The 18,477-nt window shown below is 68.1% G+C and carries 16 protein-coding genes and 6 pseudogenes; 11 read left to right on the top strand and 11 right to left on the bottom strand.

The features are described from left to right. Positions 1 to 114: 114 nt before the first annotated feature. The 3 genes and pseudogenes from ACFY1J_RS44455 to ACFY1J_RS44445 all read left to right on the top strand — a co-directional run. Positions 115 to 1,998, top strand: coding sequence for a fatty acyl-AMP ligase (locus ACFY1J_RS44455; RefSeq protein ID WP_390733190.1), 1,884 nt, complete (start codon positions 115 to 117; stop codon positions 1,996 to 1,998). Beyond that, entirely contained in the window at positions 1,956 to 3,878 is a 1,923-nt protein-coding gene (locus ACFY1J_RS44450) for a fatty acyl-AMP ligase (protein ID WP_390733189.1), read from the top strand. Before ACFY1J_RS44455 ends, ACFY1J_RS44450 begins: the two co-directional genes overlap by 43 nt. A gap of 204 nt (positions 3,879 to 4,082) precedes the next feature. Next, positions 4,083 to 4,212 (top strand): annotated as a pseudogene (locus tag ACFY1J_RS44445) (Atu4866 domain-containing protein); the annotation flags it as partial. A 690-nt stretch (positions 4,213 to 4,902) separates the two neighbouring features. Here the strand turns inward: ACFY1J_RS44445 and ACFY1J_RS44440 are convergent. Next, complete coding sequence (locus ACFY1J_RS44440) at positions 4,903 to 5,499, bottom strand: NADPH-dependent F420 reductase (protein WP_390713000.1); 597 nt, start codon at positions 5,497 to 5,499, stop codon at positions 4,903 to 4,905. 41 nt (positions 5,500 to 5,540) lie between these two features. Next, positions 5,541 to 6,359, bottom strand: coding sequence for an inositol monophosphatase family protein (locus ACFY1J_RS44435; RefSeq protein ID WP_390713001.1), 819 nt, complete (start codon positions 6,357 to 6,359; stop codon positions 5,541 to 5,543). 137 nt (positions 6,360 to 6,496) lie between these two features. Between ACFY1J_RS44435 and ACFY1J_RS44430 the strand changes: the two genes are divergently transcribed. The 3 genes and pseudogenes from ACFY1J_RS44430 (at position 6,497) to ACFY1J_RS44420 (ending at position 9,191) form a co-directional block, all read left to right on the top strand. Continuing rightward, entirely contained in the window at positions 6,497 to 7,402 is a 906-nt protein-coding gene (locus tag ACFY1J_RS44430; protein WP_390713002.1) for a LysR family transcriptional regulator, read from the top strand. 735 nt (positions 7,403 to 8,137) lie between these two features. Next, complete coding sequence (locus ACFY1J_RS44425; RefSeq protein ID WP_390733198.1) at positions 8,138 to 8,509, top strand: helix-turn-helix domain-containing protein; 372 nt, start codon at positions 8,138 to 8,140, stop codon at positions 8,507 to 8,509. 114 nt (positions 8,510 to 8,623) lie between these two features. Next, positions 8,624 to 9,191, top strand: a pseudogene (locus ACFY1J_RS44420) (hemerythrin domain-containing protein). Between the two features lie 223 nt (positions 9,192 to 9,414). Here ACFY1J_RS44420 and ACFY1J_RS44415 read toward each other — a convergent pair. After that, positions 9,415 to 10,099, bottom strand: a pseudogene (locus ACFY1J_RS44415) (DUF6766 family protein). Between the two features lie 665 nt (positions 10,100 to 10,764). On the opposite strand from ACFY1J_RS44415, the pseudogene ACFY1J_RS44410 reads away from it, so the two are divergent. After that, a pseudogene (locus ACFY1J_RS44410) lies at positions 10,765 to 11,080 on the top strand (ArsR family transcriptional regulator). Between the two features lie 194 nt (positions 11,081 to 11,274). On the opposite strand, the pseudogene ACFY1J_RS44405 reads toward ACFY1J_RS44410, so the two are convergent. From ACFY1J_RS44405 to ACFY1J_RS44395, 3 genes and pseudogenes are all read right to left on the bottom strand, one after another. Further along, positions 11,275 to 11,810: pseudogene (locus tag ACFY1J_RS44405) on the bottom strand (alpha/beta fold hydrolase); the annotation flags it as partial. 284 nt (positions 11,811 to 12,094) lie between these two features. Next, the gene (locus tag ACFY1J_RS44400) at positions 12,095 to 12,787 is read right to left on the bottom strand and encodes a lysophospholipid acyltransferase family protein (protein WP_390733197.1); all 693 of its coding nucleotides are present in this window, start codon (positions 12,785 to 12,787) and stop codon (positions 12,095 to 12,097) included. Between the two features lie 141 nt (positions 12,788 to 12,928). Continuing rightward, positions 12,929 to 13,150: a hypothetical protein gene (locus tag ACFY1J_RS44395; protein WP_390733200.1), complete on the bottom strand. Its 222-nt coding sequence runs from the start codon at positions 13,148 to 13,150 to the stop codon at positions 12,929 to 12,931. Between ACFY1J_RS44395 and ACFY1J_RS44390 the strand changes: the two genes are divergently transcribed. After that, a complete protein-coding gene (locus tag ACFY1J_RS44390) occupies positions 13,059 to 13,274 on the top strand; it encodes a CBS domain-containing protein (protein WP_390733188.1) in 216 nt (71 codons plus the stop codon). The two genes, ACFY1J_RS44395 and ACFY1J_RS44390, sit on opposite strands and share 92 nt — an antisense overlap. A gap of 116 nt (positions 13,275 to 13,390) precedes the next feature. Here ACFY1J_RS44390 and ACFY1J_RS44385 read toward each other — a convergent pair whose 3' ends face one another. From ACFY1J_RS44385 to ACFY1J_RS44375, 3 genes are all read right to left on the bottom strand, one after another. Next, complete coding sequence (locus tag ACFY1J_RS44385) at positions 13,391 to 13,561, bottom strand: hypothetical protein (RefSeq protein ID WP_390713005.1); 171 nt, start codon at positions 13,559 to 13,561, stop codon at positions 13,391 to 13,393. Positions 13,562 to 13,655: 94 nt separating this feature from the next. Then, a complete protein-coding gene (locus tag ACFY1J_RS44380) occupies positions 13,656 to 14,012 on the bottom strand; it encodes a PRC-barrel domain-containing protein (RefSeq protein ID WP_390713006.1) in 357 nt (118 codons plus the stop codon). Between the two features lie 448 nt (positions 14,013 to 14,460). Further along, positions 14,461 to 15,273 carry an ANTAR domain-containing protein gene (locus ACFY1J_RS44375; RefSeq protein ID WP_390733187.1) on the bottom strand — a complete coding sequence of 271 codons (813 nt, stop codon included), beginning with the start codon at positions 15,271 to 15,273 and terminating at the stop codon, positions 14,461 to 14,463. A gap of 133 nt (positions 15,274 to 15,406) precedes the next feature. Between ACFY1J_RS44375 and ACFY1J_RS44370 the strand changes: the two genes are divergently transcribed. The 3 genes and pseudogenes from ACFY1J_RS44370 (at position 15,407) to ACFY1J_RS44360 (ending at position 16,359) form a co-directional block, all read left to right on the top strand. After that, positions 15,407 to 15,739, top strand: coding sequence for a helix-turn-helix transcriptional regulator (locus ACFY1J_RS44370; protein ID WP_390713008.1), 333 nt, complete (start codon positions 15,407 to 15,409; stop codon positions 15,737 to 15,739). A 142-nt stretch (positions 15,740 to 15,881) separates the two neighbouring features. Beyond that, positions 15,882 to 16,245 (top strand): annotated as a pseudogene (locus ACFY1J_RS44365) (IS5 family transposase); the annotation flags it as partial. After that, on the top strand, positions 16,234 to 16,359 hold the full coding sequence (locus ACFY1J_RS44360; RefSeq protein ID WP_390733196.1) for a DUF6009 family protein: 126 nt from the start codon (positions 16,234 to 16,236) through the stop codon (positions 16,357 to 16,359). The pseudogene ACFY1J_RS44365 and the gene ACFY1J_RS44360, both read left to right, overlap by 12 nt. 204 nt (positions 16,360 to 16,563) lie before the next feature. Here ACFY1J_RS44360 and ACFY1J_RS44355 read toward each other — a convergent pair whose 3' ends face one another. Continuing rightward, positions 16,564 to 17,310: a hypothetical protein gene (locus ACFY1J_RS44355; RefSeq protein ID WP_390713009.1), complete on the bottom strand. Its 747-nt coding sequence runs from the start codon at positions 17,308 to 17,310 to the stop codon at positions 16,564 to 16,566. Positions 17,311 to 17,487: 177 nt separating this feature from the next. Next, the gene (locus ACFY1J_RS44350; protein ID WP_390733186.1) at positions 17,488 to 18,342 is read right to left on the bottom strand and encodes a hypothetical protein; all 855 of its coding nucleotides are present in this window, start codon (positions 18,340 to 18,342) and stop codon (positions 17,488 to 17,490) included. Between the last annotated feature and the right edge of the window lie 135 nt (positions 18,343 to 18,477).

Below are 18,477 nucleotides of genomic sequence, written 5' to 3'. Positions count from 1 at the left end.
CTCGAAGCTCGCCTCCGGTAGGGGGATGGACACCATCTCGCGGCGGATACCCGATATTTCTCTGCCGACTTAGCATCTCTTCGAGTGGAACCACCATGACGCACACGTACAGCAATGGTTGGGTACGTAACCAAGTCCCGGCGGGTCAGTGGGGAAATGGCAGGGGCAATGCCAATGGCCGAGTCGAACAGGAGGACCACGATGTCAGAGGATGCCGTCACAGAATCCCGACTGGAGCCGACGACCTTGGTCGAGCTCTGCAGGTATCGCGCGTCCAGGGAGCCGGATCGACGGATGTTCGCCTTCCTGGAGAACGGCCTCGAAGAGTCCGACTCGCTCACCCTCGCCCAACTGGACGCCCGGGCAAGGGCAATCGCGGCGCGTCTGAGCAGGCAAGCCCCGCAGGGCGCCCGCGCCGTGCTGAGTTACCCGCCCGGCCTGGACTTCGTGTCCGCCTTCTTCGGCTGCCTGTATGCCGGCCTGATCGCGGTGCCGGCTCCTCCGGTGCTGCGCGCCGGCGTCGACGACCGGTATTCACGCTTCCGGGCAATCGTCAACAGCTCCCGGCCGGATGTGCTGCTGTCGAACGGGTCAAGGCTGAACCGTGTCGACGCGTTGCTGAAGGACATCTCCGCACCTTGCCGGCCGACCTCTGTGGCGACCGACGAGATCAGTGAGACGGACGCGTACGGCTGGAATGCCCCCGGCATCGGCCCGGACACGATCGCGTACCTGCAGTACACCTCCGGCACGACCGGTCCGCCCCGGGGCGTGGAGCTCACCCATGGCAACGTTCTGCACAACCTCTCGCTGATCTTGGCCAACGGTACCCGGGCCACGGACGACTTCGAGCGGCTGCCGCCTGTCGTGTCCTGGCTGCCCGTGTTCCACGACATGGGACTGATCACCGGGGTCCTGCAGCCGATCTACGTCGGGTACGACGCCGTACTGATGCCGCCCTCGGCGTTCACCCAGCATCCGGTCAACTGGCTCCGCGCGATATCGGACCGCGGGGCGGGCATCAGTTCAGCACCCGGTTTCGGGTACGAATTGTGCCTGCGGCGCGTCTCCGAGGAGCAGTTGCGTTCCCTCGACCTCAGCGCCTGGCGGATCGCGGTGGTCGGCGACGAGCCGGTGCGTGCAGAGATGATTGACCAGTTCAGTGCCATGCTCGCCCCGTTCGGCTTCCGCCGCGAGGCGTTCTTCCCGAGTTACGGCATCGCCGAGTCCACTGTCATGCTCAGCGGCGGCCCAGTGGAGCCCGAACCGGTGATCCGCCGGTTCGACGCGGTGGCGCTGGCGAAAGGCAAGGTGCAGCGAGCCGGTCGCGAGGACGAGGTCTGCCGGCTGGTCGGCCTGGGCCGGGTGCACCCGTCCATGACCATCGCGGTGGTGGATCCGGCCACCGGCGAACCGTGCGCCCCGGACGAGACAGGGGAGATCCTGGCTTCCGGACCGAGTATCGGTGCCGCGTACTGGAACGCCCCGAAGGAGACAGCGCGTACGTTCAACGCCACCGTGCGCGGCCACGAGGGCCGCCGGTTCCTGCGCACCGGCAGCCTGGGCTTTCTGGACGGCGGTCAGCTCTTCGTCACCTGCCGTGTGGACGACCTCATCGTCGTGGAGGGCATGCAGCACTACCCGTACGACATCGAGGCGACCGCGGCAGCAAGCCATCCCGCCATACGGGAGGGCTGCTGCTGCGCCTTCACCGTCGAGGACGGCGGACGCACGCGCCTCGTCGTCCTGGCTGAGATCAACAGCCGGTACCGCGTCGTGACCGAACCCGTCCCGGACACTCCGTCAGGTGCCCGTGCGACCCTCGCGGCGCATGAGGCCGAAGAAGCCGTCCGGGAGGCCGTCTTCGCCGGGCACGGCCTCCGGGCCGACGACGTCCTCTTGGTCAAGGCCGGTGCGCTGCCGTTCACCACCAGCGGCAAGTTGCAGCGCGCACAGTGCCGGTCCAGGTACCGGGCGCGGGCATTCGCGACAGTCTGAACCTCGCTCCATACAGGGGGCGCGCGAACTGTCCGCCGCCTTCTTCCTCTTCCTCCGTTTGGAGTGGTCACATGCAAACCAATCACGAGCACGGTGTCCGACTGCCCGAGGCGGTGGCCGGCGAGCACGGCGCACTGCCGACCCTGATCGACCTGTGCCGAACTCGTGCGGCAGCCGAGCCCAACCGGAAGAGCTTTGTGTTCCTGGGCGACGGTGTCGAGGAATCAGAATCACTGACCCTGGCCGAGCTCGACCGCCGGGCGCGGGCGGTCGCCGTGACGCTACGACAGCAGGTTCCTACCGCGCGCGCACGCGCGCTGCTGAGTTACCCGCCGGGACTGGATTTCCACGCCGCCTTCCTGGGCTGCATCTATGCGGGTCTGATCCCGGTGCCGGTGGCTCCGCTCGACGGGACGCGGAGCAATGCCAAATGGACTCGGGTGGAGTCGATTGCCGCGAGTTCCGAGCCCTCGCTGTTCCTGTCGACCGGCCCAGTGCTTGCCACCGCGGAGCACGTCCTCACCGACACCGACGGGCTCGCCCAACTCAACCGGGTGGCGACCGACGAGGTACCCCTGGACCTGGCCCAGGAGTGGACCCCACCGGTGGCCGCCGCTGAGATGGTCGCCTATCTGCAGTACTCTTCGGGATCGACCGGTGTGCCGAAAGGTGTCGCGATCACTCATGGCAATGTGCTGCACAATCTGTCGTTGATATACGACAACACGCGTCGGTCTGCCGACGACGCCGGGCTGCCACGCCCGTCGTCGGTGTCGTGGCTGCCGCCGCACCACAACATGGGCCTCATCTGCAATGTCCTCGACCCCCTTTTCTCCGGTCGGGACGTCACCCTGCTGCCGACGATGACCTTCGTGCAGCGTCCGCTCACGTGGCTGCGGGCCATCTCCCGGCTCGGACGCGCGGACAGCTGCGCGCCGAACTTCGCGTACGACCTGTGCGTCCGCCGGGTGACGGACGCTCAGCGCCGGGAACTCGACCTCAGCCGCTGGGAGATGGCGCTGGTCGGAGGTGAGCCCGTCCGCTCCGATACGCTCGACCGCTTCAGCGCGGCATTCGCGGAGGCCGGCTTCCGGCGCGAGGCGCTGTCCCCCGCGTACGGCCTCGCCGAGGCGACAGTGATGGTCACGGCCGTGCCGGTCGGCCAGGCCCCGGAAGTCCTGCGGCTGGACCCCGAGTCGCTCGCCGCCGGAAAGGTGCGCCCAGCCGCGTCGGCACAGGACAGCCGGGAGTTGGTCGGCTGCGGCCCGATCCATCCGTTGAGCACGGCCATAACCGTAGACCTGTTGACAGGCAAGCCCTGCGGGGAGGACGAGGTGGGTGAGATCTTCGTATCCGGCCCGAGCGTCGCAACGGGGTATCTGAACGCTCCCAAGGAGACTGCCGAGACCTTCGTGGGGACCATTCCCGACCAGCCGGGGGAGCGGTTTCTCCGTACTGGTGACCTCGGTTTTGTGCAGAACGGGGAGCTGTTCATCACCGGCCGGGCAAAGGATGTCATCATCATCGCCGGTGCCAACCACTACCCGCAGGACATCGAGGCCACCGTTGAGGCCAGCCACCCGGCAGTCCGCGAGTTCGGTACTTGCGCGGTGTCGGTCGACGACGGCGTACACGAACGGCTCATCGTGCTCGCCGAGACGACGACGGCAGCCGGAGGCGAGACCGGTGATCAAGTGACCGCCCAGGAGATCAAGCAGGAGATCAGGCGCGCGGTCCATGCGGGACACCGCATCCAGGTACACGATGTCGTCCTCCTCAAGCCGGGGACGCTGCCGCTCACGACGACCGGCAAGCTGCAACGGCGCGACAGCCGGGACCGATACCTCGGCGGTTCCTTCGAGGCAGCCCTCATCGAATGACGGTGCGCCCTCTGCGCATCCGGTGCCCTGGCGGGGCCTTGCTGGCCAAGGCACCGCGCAGGTTCGCCGATGGCTAGGCCGCAGGGTGGTGTGCTGCCTGGGTGCGGTGCACCCAGGCAGCACACGTCCTGGTCGGCAGTCTTCGGCCTGTCCAGACTCGGTCGGGCAGGACAGATCCGCACTCATGGATGAGGAGAGTCCGTCATGACAGTGAACGCGCAGGAGGGCGATGCCAGCGTGGTCGGCATGTGGGTGACCGCGGACGGTCACATCCGCCAGGAGTTGCGGGCGGACGGCCGGTACAACGAGGCCCCGCGGTAATCGGCGCAGTGCGTAGACCGGCCGCTACACGGTGACCAGCGGCCAGCAGCTCGTCACTGCCTCAGTGGACGCGTCCCGCGTGGTCACCGTGACCCCAGGCGGTTCCGGATTCGGCAGCGGGGTCGCCAGCGCCGTCTGAGTGCTGGTGGCGACCAACGCCACCCCGACAGCGAACACACTCGCAATGGGTCTTAATCGCACGGAACAGTCTCCCTTGCTGAGCAAGCCATCGCCCGTGCGTGGGGTGCGCGGCCGTACGGGTGGGTTCTGTGGAATCCGGGCGGCGGCTGCGGGCCAGCCCGGACTGGTGCTGAAACATCTGTGGGTGTCTTCCGTGCCTCTCTGCGAGGGACGACGCCTCCGAACACCTGGCCCGCATCGCCGCGGTCCCCATCGACGCCGAAGGGGTCCTACATTTCGGCTGCCTGCTCAGCCTCGTGTCGCTAGGGGGCGGGTGGTTGGTGTGGTGGGTGGTGCCTGGGGTTTTCCGACGATCCAGGAGGCCGTCGGGCCGAGCCGGTCGGTCGCCTCCTGCAGCGGCCCTTGCGGCAGAACTGCCCAGACCCTCCAGGTCAGAAGACTGATCACCGCCGTTTGCGGCTGATGACACGGTTCTTACCGGCACCCCGGATCGCTGGCCCTGGCTGCGCTGTCGTATCCGTTCTGCATGTGGGCCCGCCGGGGGCGGTGCACTGTGTGCGGATCAGCGGGCGATCGAGATCGCGAAGGGCGCGAATCCGCTGGACCGAATCACGTGCGGTACGAACAGTATCGTGGCCTCCGTGGCGCGGGCGGTCTGGATCCCGCCGAGATCAGTGATCCACTCCTTACGCCAGCCGAGGTCGGTGAGCAGTTCGCGGACGGTCTGCTTGGCCTGCGGGTCCTCGCCGGAGAGGAACGCGGTCGGCGTCTGGGGGAGCGTGGCCGGTGCGGTCATCACCGGGAAGAGCATGGTGTTGAGGGTCTTGACGACGTGCGTTTCGGGGAGTGCTTCCTGGAGCTGTTCGGCGAGGCTTGAGCCGGGGTATATCAGGTCGGCGGGCAGTCCGTCCGGTCCGTCGAGGGTGGCGTTGGAGACGTCGACGAGGATCTTGTCGCGCAGTTCCTCGCGCAGGGCGACGAGCCGGTCCAGCGAGCCGTCGCCCGGGGTTGCGTTGATGACGATCCGGGCTGTCCGGGCAGCGTCGGCGGCGGCGCCCGGCGCGCGGTCCGCCACGGTCACCTCATGCCCTGCCCGGGTGAGGGCTGTGGCCAGGTTGCCGCCGACGCGGCCGTTTCCGAGAACTGCGATCGTGGTCATGATGATCTGGTCCTTCCGTGCGTGCAGGTTGTGGTGCGCGGTCAGCGTGAGAGCGTGGCGACGGCCTCGGCGTGGACGCCGGGCGCGGCGGCCAGGAAGCTCTCGCTCCGCGGGGTCCAGGGGCGGCCCTCGGCGTCGGAGATCCGTCCGCCGGCCTCGGTGACGAGCAGCGCCCCGGGCAGCAGGTCCGCGCGGGCGCCGGCGAACTGCCAGAAGGCGTCGATCCGGCCGGCGGCCACGTTCAGCAGGTGCAGGGTCGCGGGCACGGCGGTGCGGACGACGAGCGCGTCGAAGAGCATCGCGGTGATCGAGGAGCCGACGCGCCGCACGACCTTCTCGTCCTCCTCCGGCCGGGCCTGGCTGGTGGCCACGATGCTCAGGCCGAGGTCCGCAGCGGGGGAGACGTGCAGCGGCCGGCCGTCGAGGTGGGCGCCCGCGCCGGTGAGCGCGGTGTAGGTCTCGCCGGTCAACGGCAGGTGGACCGCGGTGAGCACCGGCTGGTTCTCACGCACGAGGGTGGCGGTCACCGCCCACTCCGGCAGGGCGTGCAGGTGGTTGACGTTGCCTTCGGCCGGATCCACGACCCACCATTCGCCGGGCGGCAGCGCCCCGCCGTCCAGTTCGTCCTCCACCCAGCCGGCGTCCGGGCGCAGGCGCGTGAGGCGGGGGCGCAGGATATCGAGGGCCATCTCGTCGTTGGCGGCGAGCGCGCGCATCAGCTCTTCGCGGGTCTGGTAACGGACCACCTCGCCGAAGCGCTCGCGCAGCGCCGAACCGGCCGCGCGCACGGCATTCGCGGTCTGGGCGAGCAACTCGGCGTCGGAGGCGGCGACGTCAGTGGTCTGAAGCGTTTTGGACATGGTGGTACTCCCGGGTGAGGAGGGGTGTTGAGGCGGGTCGGGCCAAGCTGTGTGTTCCGTCTTGCGCTCTCGTCTCGAAGGTATACAGCCCTTTAATTAACTTCAAATGCATGTCAAGCACGGCTAGGATTACTCACATGCAATTGGATTTGAACCTGCTCGCCGCGCTCGACGCGCTGCTGGAGGAGGGAAGTGTGGCCGGGGCGGCCGCGCGCCTGCACGTCACCGCCCCCGCGATGAGCCGGAGTCTGGGCCGAATCCGGCGCACGACCGGGGATCAGATCCTGGTGCGCACCGGCCGCACGATGACCCCGACGCCGTATGCGATCGCCGTCCGGGAACAGGTGCACGAGCTGCTGCACCAGGTCCAGGGGGTTCTGGCACCGAGCCGTGAACTCGATCTGGCAACGTTGGAGCGCACTTTCACACTCCGCTGGCACGATTCCCTGGTCGCCTTGAGCGGCCCCGCGCTGCTCGCGGCCGTGCGCGGACAGGCCCCGGGCGTGCGATTGCGCTTCGTCGCGGAATCGAGCATCGACACCCCCGAGTTGCGGCGCGGCGAGGTCGACCTGGAGGCGAACGCCAACCGCCCGAGCGCACCGGACATCCGTGCCGAGAACGTGGGCGAGACCCGCCTCGTCATCGTCGTGAGGCAGGGGCACCCCCTCACCCGCGTCAGGACCGTCACCGCAAAGCGGTACGCCGCCGCTGAGCACATCACCGTCTCGCGACGTGGAAACCTCAGCAATGCCCTCGACGACGCCCTCGCGCGGCTCGGCCTCACCCGCCGCGTGGTGGCGACCGCGCCCACGGAAGCGGCCGCGCTGGAATTCGCGCGCGGCTCCGATCTCCTGATCAGCGTTCCCGAAGCCACCACGCGGTCAGCGGTCGCCGACCTCGGCCTGGTCGTGCTCCCCCTCCCGCTCGAACTGCCGTCGGCACCGATATACCTGTCGTGGCATCAGCGCTACGACACCGACCACGCCCACGCCTGGCTGCGCGGGCTGGCGCGAACCGCGCTGGCCATGTGCGGAGCGTCGTAGTCGGCGCCGTCCGGCCGCTTCACCCATACGTCCACGCGGCCACCTTGATGCCGCACGGCCGGCCGCTGTGCGGACCCGCATCAGATCACCAGCCCCCGGCGGTAGGCGTACACGACCAACCTGAACGCGGTCGCGAAGCCCGAGTTTGCCGAGAATGCAGGACACGAACGTCTTGAAGGTCTCCTGGCTGCCTCCCCCCCAATGCTGCTGGCCCGCTCCCGCCACGCCTCCGTCCGCTCCCTGGAGCGGTACGCACGCCCCAGCGTCGGCGCGGTCGCTCGGCACGTCGCCGAACGCGGCGGCGATCTGCTTGAACGTCAGCAGCGGCTTGTCCGTGCGGGAGCTGGCCGAAGGGCGGCCAGACCGACGCCTGCGGCTCACGATCGCGGATCTATGGGAGGGCGTCGGCGTGGCCCTCGGAGATCTGGGCGAGCAGCTGGCCCTGCTCCTAGTCCATCACGTATCTCAGTACAAACGGCTGTACCGATACCCCAAGGCCGATTTCATCCAGCAGGGAGAGGGTGGGCAGGCCGCCGGTCAGGCTCAACCTGACACTACCCGTCCACGGTCCCGGCGCAGTCGTCTGTCGACAAACGAAGGCACCCTCAAGTGATCAACGCACCACCCACGGATGATCATGTGGTCGTGGAGGAACAGGTGCATGACTACGGGTTTTCGCCGGCTCAGCAGGACGAGATCTGGAGACGCTGGCGTGAGGGGCAGTCGTTCAGCTTGATGGGACGGGCGCTCGGGGCGCCGATGCACCACGTCCGCCGGTTCCTGCACCAGAGCGGCGGCGTCCGCCAGGCGACACAGCAGCGGTCAACGCGGCATCTGACTGGCAGCGAACGCGAAGAGATATCCCGCGGCATCGCGGTTGGCGAGTCTGCCCGGCAGCTGGCGCGGCGGCTGGGCAGGTCACCGTCGACCATCTCCCGGGAGATTGCCCGCAACGGCGGCCGGGCCCGCTACCGAGCCGCATCCGCAGACGCGGCCGCCGGCCCAAGCCGGCCAAGCTCGCCCAACGACCTGCTCTCCGTGCGCTGGTGGAGGCCAAGCTGGCACATCACAAGGCGGACCCCAGCCCGCAGTGTAGGCCGCTGGTGATCAGGTAGGCGTCCGACCGGGTGGACCACGCGCAGGGCCGCGCACTGTCAATCTGGGAGGGGAACCACTGTGTGCTGGGGACGGACCCACCCTGACACGACCAGTGAGAGGCGGATAGGCGATGGGGCGTGGCGGAATGTGTTCGCGGAGTTGATGGCCGACCATCGGGAGGCCGAGGAGATGTTCGGCCGGATCGAAGCGATGGTCGGTGGAGGGCGGGAGCTGCGTGCTCTCGTGGACGAGGTCACCATCGAGTTGGGGCGTCACTCGGTCGCCGAGGAGGAGTACCTCTACCTGGCGGTGCGCGAGGACGTCGAGGGTGGGGACCGGCTCGCGGGCAAGGAGATTGCGGATCACAGCCGGGTCGAGAAGATCCTCAAGCAGCTGGAGAGGACGGACGCCGACGACCCCCAGATGACCCCGCTGCTGCAGCAGCTCATGGAAGAGGTGACCGCCCACGTCCAGGACGAGGAGAACAACCTCTTCCCGAGGCTGCGCCAGACCTGCACCCCCGAGATGCTCAGTGAGCTCGGGGACAAGATCCGCCGGGCCACGGCCATGGCCCCCCACCCGCCAGCACCCCGCCGCTCCCGACACGCCGCCGGCGAACAAGCTCCTCGCCCCGGGCGCCGCCCTGGTGGACCGGGCCCGCGACTTCGTCACCGGCCGCGGCAAATCCTGACCCACGGACTGCCGACGGGCGAGGCGGGCCGGCTCCGGGGTCGGTTTCCGGGGGACCAGCCCCGGAGCCCGGGCGTGCAAGCCGTGATGTGGATCATTCCGTTTTCCAACACTCTGCGACGGCTGCGCTATCCAGCTTTGCCCCGGCGCGGCAGTGCCAGGAACCCCACACCGCAGCCAGTGCCGTCATCCGTCCGATCAAGGCAATGGGAGGGGCAGGCTTCTCAGCCTTCGACTCCGGTGGAGGTGTGGGCGGCGCCGACGGGTTTGGATTCGGGGGAGCCGCGTTGGCGCAGGTAGACCGAGAGGATGGCCATCGAGGCGACGGCCAGGAGTTCGGACTGCCAGTTCTGCAGGGTGCGGTTCCAGAAGTCGGCACAGCCGAGGTACTGCGGCCAGGAGACGGGTGCCTGGAGCTGGCGCAGGTGTTGCTCGTTGTAGGCGGCCGCGCCGGTGATGGACTGGGCCAGCCACGACCACGCGAAGATGGCGGCCATGACGGTGCCCAGGGAACGCGAGTACAGCTTCTGCCGCCATCCTGTGTCGGCTGCCCAGCGGGGGGGAGGAGGGGCCGGCGTGGTCGCCGACCTTCTGTTCGACGTCGCTTTCCACGCCGGCCTTGTGGAGCTCTTTGGACTCGGGTGAGCCGCGTTGGAGCAGCCAGACGGTGCCGAAGACGTAGAGGAAGAACTGGAGGTATTCCGACTGCCAGTTCTCGGTGACGTCCACGGCGAAGTCGGAGGTCGTCAGGTACGGGAGGAAGCCGATCGGTTGGAGCCCGTCGGTGACGAGTTGGTTGTTGAAGTCGGCGTGGCCGGAGATGGCCTGGCCGGCGAGGGTGAGCAGGAAGCCGGTGCCGAAGGCCAGTGCCAGGCTGTTGTGCTTCACGAACCGGGTCAGGCGGTTCATCGGTGCATCAGCCCGATGGCGGTGAAGTAGCTGAGACCGGCGCCGACCGTCAGCAGCAGGAGCGTGAAAAGGGTGCGCATCCTTCGCTCACCCTCCTTTGATCTGGCACTGGTACGGCTGCTGCGGGCGCGGCACACACCCTGCCGCGGTGATCTTCCAGCCGGCAGGAAAGACCGACAGGAACAGGGTGTCGGCGTTGAGGACCACCTGTGCCTGCTGCCCGTAGACCTGAACCCGGCGAACTGCCCTCGCGTGGGGCAGCTGCTCCTCGAAGAGGGCTTCGGCGCACCGGCCTTGGCGGACTGTTCGAGTTCCTGCCGTGTTTGGGGGGCCAGCGCCGCACAGGCGCGTGCAGCGTGTTTCTGCCGGATACTCTGCTCGAAGCGTAGGGCTGCCTGGGCGGCAGCCGCTTCCCGTTCGCCGAGCGTGCTGCAGCCCGTCAGGCAGACAGCACAGACGACCGCCGTCAGGCCCGCACTCCTCCAGCGCGACACGGCAACCTCCACCTATACGTCAGGGCTGTCGGACCATGCTGATACGGAGGGCAGGATCATGGACGGCAGCCGCGCCGTGTGCCAGACGAGCACAGAGCGTTCGGGTCATGCTGTCCGATCACGGGTCCCTCGCTGGGTGCGCTGCGGCACTTGCTGCGAGAGCCGTACCGCCTGGCCACGCCGCACACAGGGTGGACCTTCCTGACCAGCCATGCTCGTGTACTGGCGAGCATCGCCGACGACCGCCACGCGCGGATTCGCGACTTCGCGGCACGCTGTCGGCTCACCGAACGCGGCGTCCAGAAGATCATTGCACCTCTCCCACACCCGTAACGGACGCGGCAACAGCTACGAAATCGACCCGGGCAAGATCCTGCGTCACCCCGCCGAGGCCGGCCTGACGGTGGCCTCGCTTCTGTCGATGCTGGTAGAGGACGAAGCCGAGCGCCGGGGCGGCGTCGTCGAGCAGGTCCGATCCGGGTCCTGAGCGCACGCTGGCGTTGAGGTACGCGATCACACGGGTGGCCAGGACGTCCGACGAGGGGCCGCTGGAACTGCCTACGTCCAGCGCGCCGATGGCGGACAGCTGCCCCACGCGCTCCGGTGACAGGGTGGCGGCACGGGTGCGTTGGTTGTCGATCACGTGTTTCGAACAGCGCCGGACGGCTGTGCGTGAGTGCTTCAGCAAGGCAGCGCGGCCAGCCAGTTGGTGAGGATCTGGTTGACCTCGGCGGGGCGTTCTTGCTGGATCCAGTGGCCGCAGCCGTCGAGGATGTGGGAGGAGACCAGACCTGGAAGTGTGACCGGGTAGGCGTGGATCGCGTCGGCCAGCCAGGTCGTGGAGGCATCCAGACCGTCGCCGACGAACAGCGAGGGCCGGGTGATGGGGGCGCCGTTGAAGGCGGCGAGGTCGTCCCAGTCGCGGTCCATGTTCCGGTAGCGGTTCAGCGCGCCGGTTGGACCGGTGCGTTCGAACTCAGCGGCATACAAGTCGAGATCCTGCTCACCGAGCCAGCCGGGCAGCCGGTCGTGGGGAAACCGGTCGCGCGGTGTCCCACCCTTGCTGACGAAGTGCGGTCCGGAGCGTCGGCTGTGGGCATGGTGTCGGCGGACAGCGCTGCGTAGAAGCTTGCGAGCCAGCCGCGTACGGGTTCGATCTCGGCTTCGGCACGGCCGGGCGCCTGGAAGTACGAGACGTAGAACTCCTCGTCCCCGTCGGAGCGTCCCGGTCGCGTCGTGAGGGGGCCGGGTGTCGGCGTACACGTGAACTGCAGAGCCCTGTACAGCCTGCGCCGGCCGGGCCGGGTCACGGCGGCGTCCCGCGGCGCTCGTCGAGACCCTGCGGGCGCCCGGACGAAACGTTACAGCAGATGCAGGCCTGTACCGGAGTGTCACAGCACGGCGAAGGGTGGCCCGCAGAGTGGCCGACAGGGTGACCGTGGTGCTCGTTCGTAACGGACGGCCGTCCAGCACCGGATCGCAGCCAAGGGGCGGCGGAACCTCAGCCCCGCCGGCCCTTCGCTTGTTCGGCCTTCACGTCGGCCGCGTACCGGTCCACGTACTCCTGGCCCGAAAGCCGAAAGATCGCGTACGTGATCTCGTCGGTGACGGCCCGCAGCACCGTCTTGTGGTCCGCCATCCCCGTAAATCGCGAGAAGTCCAGCGGTTCCCCGAAACGGATCGCGGCCGGCCGGATCCTGGGCAGGACACGTCCCGGGGGTCGGATCTCGAAGGTCCCCACCATCGCGCACGGAATCACCGGAACCTGCGCGGCCAGCGCCATCACTGCCACCCCGACCTTGCCCTTGTACAGCCGGCCGTCGGGGGAACGGGTGCCCTCCGGATAGATCGCGAGCAGCTCTCCCTGCGCCAGTACCTCCAGCCCCTCCCGGATGGCCGCCTGCCCTGCGGCCCTGCCTGATCTGTCGATCGAAATCTGGTCGGCAGCGCGGAGAACGAGCGCGGTCAGTCGGCCCGTGATGCCCGGCGCCGTGAAGTACTCCGCCTTGGCCAGGAACGTGATGCGCCGTTTCAGGACCGCGGGCATGAGGAGGGGGTCCGCGAAGGACAGGTGATTGCTGGCAACGATGGCTGCGCCCTGGGCCGGAACATGCTCGAGCCCCTTGGCCCGTGGCCGGAACAGCAGCCGAAGCAACGGCCCCAGAAGGACGTACTTGAGCACGTAATAGAACATGGGCGGCTCCCAACTGCCGATCGGCCCCATTCCTCGCGAGGTCAGTCACAGCGGGGCTGGGCACACTCGCGCTCGCGCGAGCGCATCGGTTGTTCCGTGTGACAGCGCGGGAATCGAGTCCGTGAACCGGATGGCGGTGGATCAGGAGTCGGCATCCGTGGGTGTCGACGCCTGCCTGCGCGGCGCCAGCCAGGGGACCTGACGTGCGCGCAGGTCGGCACGGATGCGCCGGGCGAGCTTTGTGGTGTCGTAGTGGTTCAGCAAAACGCCGATGGCCGCGCCGTGTGCAGCGAGGAACTGGTCACCGTCGCCCCCGGACGACGACCTCGACCGCGCTGTCGCGTTGATGCGGGAGCACTCCATTCGCCGTCTCCCGTTCGATGAGGGGGATGAGCCGGTCGGTGTCATCTCGCTCGGCGACCTGGCGGTCGAACGCGACCGGGGATCGGCGCTTGGCGACGTCAGCACGGCCGGGCCGAACACGTGACGCGTTCGGGAAGAGGCGAGCCCGAGGAAGGGAAGGCCGAAGGGGCGGTGTCACCGCGCCTTCGGCTCTTTTCGCGCGCGGCGGCGGGCCGTGCCGCCCGGATCCGTGCGGTGGCGTTACCGGAGGAGGTGTCGGTGAGAGCGCCGGGACCAGCGCCTGCCGAACAGGACCAGGTCCGCCACGACGACCACGATGCCGATGATCAGGAGGTAGGTCAGCCCCTCCGCGACCGCGCCGATGAGTCCCAGGACGATGGCCACGAGGATCAGGAACAGGAAAAGCGCCATGGTGAGCACATCCTTGGGCCTGTGCTTCGGGCGATGAGCCCGCACAGTGACCAGCGATCTGGCCAGGCTTCGACACTCTGGCGATGGAGGCTGGTCAGCGGCGTGCGAGGCGACGCCCGCGTCCAGAGCCTGGCTCGTAAGGCTGGTCGTAGTGTTTGAAGACCTCTTCTTCCCGCTCGATCGGCAGGACGTCGTCCATGCCCATGGACGGCGCCTTCCTGACCAGCCCTTTCGAGTGTGCCACCTGTACGTATCCGGGGCCCAGGGTTGCCTCGTCGACGGGTACGAAGACGAGTCGGTGCCGGGTCGGCAGTCCGGTACGGACGGTGGCCATGGTCGGCGTGTCAGTGGTGGTGTCGACGTAGACCGCTTCCAGGGCTCCGATCTTGCGTCCTTTGGGATCGATCACGTCCTGGTTGCGCCACTCGCGGATATCGGCTGAATGGATCATGCCTGGCTCCTTGCGGCTCGCGCCTCTCGCAGTACTGCACCCGAGAGGGGGAGTGGCTGCGGGGGGTCTGCCACTTCTTCACGTTACTCTGACCGCTGGCCAGCTGGTCGCTTGACCTGGTCTCTTCCGGCCCGCCAAGGGCCGAGTGGCTCTGGCGAGACCCCGGGCCCGGGTGGCCTCGGCGATCTGGTGGTCGTCGGCCATGCCCCGCCTCATGGCATTCGCGACGAACCACTGGCCGCGGCAGGGTGCTGGGCAGGCAGCAGGATGGCCGGGGCGGTTACGGCCACCCGCCGCAGCGCCCCCGGGCAGGTGCCGGTTGGTCGACGCCCCGCCGGTAGTGCGGCGCGTCGCGGATGCGGCGGCCGCCGCGAGGAGGCGGGTGTCGAGCGACACGTGGACTGCTGCGGAGCCCGGCACAGCATGCACTGCAAGGGGCTGGGCCGTTTCACGGCGGCGTCCCGCGGCCGCCGGCCTCTTCCTCGGGGACAGGGTGTTCTGGTTGCGGGGGACCGGAGGTCGCATCTGCGGCGCCGAGGGCGGCGACGGCTGCGGCCACCTGCTGCTGGTGTTCCTCGGGGAGCGGTTGGCCCTGAACCGTGGTCACCAGTTTCTCGGCGACTCGGACGAGTTTGGTGTTCGTGTTCTGGGAGACTGCGACGAGCACATGCCAGGCGTCCTCGGCGGTGAGGCGGAACGTGGCCATGAGGATCCCTGTGGCCTGATCGATAACAGAGCGTGTCTGCATCGCCCGGCGCAGTTGGACGACCTCGGTGCGCAGGTTCTCGTCCTTGTCCAGGGCATCCTCCTGACGTTCTGCGCTCGCTTCCGGGCGGCAGGTGGACAGGCCTGCCGAACAGCGCTGAAGCGTGAACAGGGGCCACGTGCCCGTCACGCTCAGCAGACGCTGCACCAAGGGGCTGGCGGCGCGGATGGTCACTGTCTTGCCCGCCGCCAGGGCGCGGCGCCGGGCGGTGAGGAAACAGTTCAGGCCGGAGCAGTCACAAAACGCTGTGCCGCTCAGGTCGAGATCGACACCGTGCCTGCTTTGCCCGACGGCGTCCCGCAGCGCGTCCTGGACTGCTTGTTCCGTGCTGATGTCCAGATCGCCGCGGATCGTCACGAGCAAGCGCCCGCCGCGGGGCGAGGCGTCGATCAGAAGATCCCGCGGGGCTGCTTCCGCCGTCGCGGAGTGGACCGGTGGTCTGGTCACGGTCTCTACCTCCCTGGCTTGTTGCCGGGGAAGCTTCAGCTCCCGCATGGCCGCCTCTTTCACTTGGCGTCCACTTCCTTCCGTATCCAGGCTGTGTCCGCCAGTCGTGGCCTGTCAAGGAATACAGGAAATCTATTTCGGTCTTTTGGATACGTGAACGGTTCGGTCCTACCCTGGCTGTATGGGAGAAGTACCCGAACCGCACACAGGGTGGACGTTCCTCACCAACCACGCCCGGGTGCTCGCCGCGATCGCGAGCGATCGTCGGAGCCGCGTCCGCGACATCGCCGCACACTGCCGGCTCACCGAACGCGCGGTCCAGAAGATCATTTCTGACCTGGAGACGGACGGATACCTCACCCACCAACGTGAAGGACGGTCCAACGCCTACCGCATCCAGCCGGGAAACCCTCTGCGCCACCCGGCCGAGGCGGCCCTGACCGTGGCGGATCTGCTCTCCCTCCTGGTCCAGCACGACGCTGAGCACGCCGACCAGGCCAAGAGAACCCGATGACAGCCTGATCCGTTGCGACGGAGCTGCCGCACGCGCCAGGCACTCGGCCGGTGACGGGAATGCGTCCACGCGTCATGCCGCACCACTAGGTCCTGTCCGGCGGATCATATGATTGCCTCAGGTTCGAGTCGTTGGCATGCCCATGGGGCGTGGAGATCTCACGAACGAGGAATGGGTGCGGTTACGGCCGCATACCGAAGTCCGGGCAGCGGGGCGGGCGCTGGGCAAGTCATCGCAGGGTGATCAACGGGATTCTCTTCCGGTAGCGCACCGGGGTGCCATGGGGGGATCTGCCTGCGCGGTTCGGGAAGTGGAAGACCGTCTGCGAGCGGCACAGACGCTGGTCGGCGGACGGCACGTGGGACAAGATCTTTGCAGCCGTCCTGGCCGACGCCGACACGGAAGGACGCATCGACTGGTCCATGGTGTCCGTGGACTCCACCACCTGCCGGGCCCACCAGCACGCCGCAGGAGCGCGTAGGAGATCCCCACGGGTGCCGGGAAAAGGCGCACCAGGCGAAGCCGTCGACCCCCGCACCATCGAGCCTGGAAGAGTCGGCGCCAAGACTCCGCGCTCACAACGCGGGGGCGCCACCGAGATAGGGCCTGTCGGCAGATGACCAAGCGCACCACTCCCTCCAGGAACGGCTGAGCACGTACCGCTTGAAACCTGGAGCCTGCGCGGCTCCGCTCCCCGGAACCTAACCCGCTTCAGTCCCGAAGGAGAAAGCGCAGGTCACGGGTCGAAGCGAGCAGGTAGCGGGACTGACGGGACTCAAGGTGGGGCATCCCGATCTCGCGCCTCCTCGACGCGGTCGGCGAACTCAGACCGGCCGAGGGACGCAATCCTTGAACTCGGGGACGGACAGGCAGTGAGAGTCCTTGCCTGCCGGGGGTTCCACGCTTACGAGGCGGAACACGTCTTGGGGGATGGTGAAGACGGAGACTCGGGAGGGCGGCATGACCACTTGGCCGACCTGCCGCTCCAGCACTGCGACGAAATTCTCGCCTACTCGGTAGAGCCCGATCGGGACGCGTGCGCCCGCAGGGTATCCGTAGACCGCCATCTCGTGGCTGTCCTCCCAGCCTTCCAAGGGCATCGCTCCCTGGTCCCAGTGCAGCGGTACCTCATACGTGCTCGTCACGTCACCGGAGCTCGCCGTCAGGGTCAGCCCGCCGGACAGGGCGATTGCCTCACGGGCCGGATCGGAGGGGAAGAACGTCCAGTCTGCGCTTTGCTGCAGGTGGTCGCCGACGTCCTTGACCTCGATCGCCCGATTGTCGAAGAGCGCGTCCTGCGATGGTCCCTCGGCGTCGTTGCTGGCTACCTGCTTCACGGGGGTGGTGTAGGTGCGCCCTCCTGCCTCCACTGTGAGTGTGATCGGCTCGTTCTCCGGGAACCCGTACAGGCACAGGTTTGCCCCGCCTCCCAGGCGTACCTCCGGGCCTTCCGCCGCAGGGTTATCGGACAACAGCCAGGCCAGGGGTTGGCCAGCGGGATCACTCGGCGTTTCACAGTCGATGGAGCCCGCCCCGTAGCCTCCCAGCTGGAGCTGCTGGGCCAGCAGCATGTCCTCGGCGGAAGAGCTCGGCGTGGCGGCATGCGCGGAGACTGCGGGGGCACGCCTGGTGGGCAGTGCTGCTTGGGTCTCGCGTTGCGCCCCGCAGCCGAGGGCGACAAGGCACATCCCGGCCAGCCACAGAGGAAGTCGCCTGTTCACTGTCCATCACCTCTCATCGCACTGTTTTCACCGCGCCCTGCCGCAGTGCTTTTTGGCCTTTCGCAGCTTCGCGGCAAAGTCCTGCTCGTAATGGCGGCGGAGCTTGGAGCTCGCCCTGCCGGCCTGTTCCGCCGCGTCCAGCAGGCTCAGGGCTTCCTGCTGGGCCGTGCGGCCGGTTTCCAGATCGCAGCGGGCCAGACTCCAGCGCGCCAGGAAGCCGTTCCAGATGGCTTGTTCGACCAGGTTGGGTCTGTGGGCGATGGCGGCTCGGATGTGCCGGATCGCCGCCGCCAGATCGCCTTTGCCAGCCGCGTGGAGGGCGGCGATCGATTCCGCAAGCGCGCGGAGTTCGTCGGAGCCGGTGAGGTCCGGCGCCTCGCTGACCACTGCCACGGCCCGTTCCACCCTGCCGTCGTCCCGCACCAGCTGTGCGGTGATGCGGCAATTCTCGACCTGAGCGAGGTTCACTGTGGCCTTGAGCCGTCCGAGTTCGGTGAACTCAGGATCCTTGGCGAGGGCTCGAAGAGCCTGCGCGATCTGGGCGAGTTCCCCGGCCCGTACGGTCCCGGGTTTGCAGTTGGGCGTGGGACCAAGGGCGCGGAGGTAGGCGTTGAACTGCAGACTGAGTGCGGCGCGCCGTCCGGCCGGCGAGTCCTTGCTGATGGCGAGGTAGTCGGCGCGGGCTGCCTCCAGCAGCTTCTGCCGGCCGGTGCCGGTTTCTCCGGCCGCCTGGACTTCTGCAGCATGGCCGTGGAACAGCCGGATCAGTTCGGGTGGCACGAAGCCGCCGGTTCCGACCTGCTGCTTGGGATCGAGCAGGTGCTGAAGGATCCGGGTGGCCTTGGCGGGACTGCCGTTGCGCCAGGTGTCCAGAGCGTCCACGAATTCTGCGAGGGTGCTGATCTGCCGCGTCAGGTCCGATCTCAGTGCGTTGTGGCAAAGGGAGTCCCTGTTCGATGAGCAGGGGCTTCTTCGTGTGCGGGGCATGATCGCCCTGGGGTAGGGGCAGGCAGCGGA

The sequence above is a fragment of the Streptomyces sp. NPDC001406 genome (genome assembly GCF_042895285.1).
Classification (GTDB): Bacteria; Actinomycetota; Actinomycetes; order Streptomycetales; family Streptomycetaceae; genus Streptomyces.
This window is presented reverse-complemented; position numbering and strand designations above follow the sequence as displayed.

What these genes read in the sequence shown, in the direction of transcription:
- ACFY1J_RS44455 (WP_390733190.1), top strand. Translation starts at nt 115, where the DNA reads ATGGTTGGGTACGTAACCAAGTCCCGGCGGGTCAGTGGGGAAATGGCA.
- ACFY1J_RS44430 (WP_390713002.1), top strand. Translation starts at nt 6,497, where the DNA reads ATGCAATTGGATTTGAACCTGCTCGCCGCGCTCGACGCGCTGCTGGAG.
- ACFY1J_RS44400 (WP_390733197.1), bottom strand. Translation starts at nt 12,787, where the DNA reads ATGTTCTATTACGTGCTCAAGTACGTCCTTCTGGGGCCGTTGCTTCGG.
- ACFY1J_RS44380 (WP_390713006.1), bottom strand. Translation starts at nt 14,012, where the DNA reads ATGATCCATTCAGCCGATATCCGCGAGTGGCGCAACCAGGACGTGATC.
- ACFY1J_RS44395 (WP_390733200.1), bottom strand. Translation starts at nt 13,150, where the DNA reads ATGGAGTGCTCCCGCATCAACGCGACAGCGCGGTCGAGGTCGTCGTCC.
- ACFY1J_RS44440 (WP_390713000.1), bottom strand. Translation starts at nt 5,499, where the DNA reads ATGACCACGATCGCAGTTCTCGGAAACGGCCGCGTCGGCGGCAACCTG.
- ACFY1J_RS44390 (WP_390733188.1), top strand. Translation starts at nt 13,059, where the DNA reads ATGGCCGCGCCGTGTGCAGCGAGGAACTGGTCACCGTCGCCCCCGGAC.
- ACFY1J_RS44385 (WP_390713005.1), bottom strand. Translation starts at nt 13,561, where the DNA reads ATGGCGCTTTTCCTGTTCCTGATCCTCGTGGCCATCGTCCTGGGACTC.
- ACFY1J_RS44425 (WP_390733198.1), top strand. Translation starts at nt 8,138, where the DNA reads ATGGGACGGGCGCTCGGGGCGCCGATGCACCACGTCCGCCGGTTCCTG.
- ACFY1J_RS44375 (WP_390733187.1), bottom strand. Translation starts at nt 15,273, where the DNA reads ATGCGGGAGCTGAAGCTTCCCCGGCAACAAGCCAGGGAGGTAGAGACC.
- ACFY1J_RS44355 (WP_390713009.1), bottom strand. Translation starts at nt 17,310, where the DNA reads ATGCTGCTGGCCCAGCAGCTCCAGCTGGGAGGCTACGGGGCGGGCTCC.
- ACFY1J_RS44435 (WP_390713001.1), bottom strand. Translation starts at nt 6,359, where the DNA reads ATGTCCAAAACGCTTCAGACCACTGACGTCGCCGCCTCCGACGCCGAG.
- ACFY1J_RS44370 (WP_390713008.1), top strand. Translation starts at nt 15,407, where the DNA reads ATGGGAGAAGTACCCGAACCGCACACAGGGTGGACGTTCCTCACCAAC.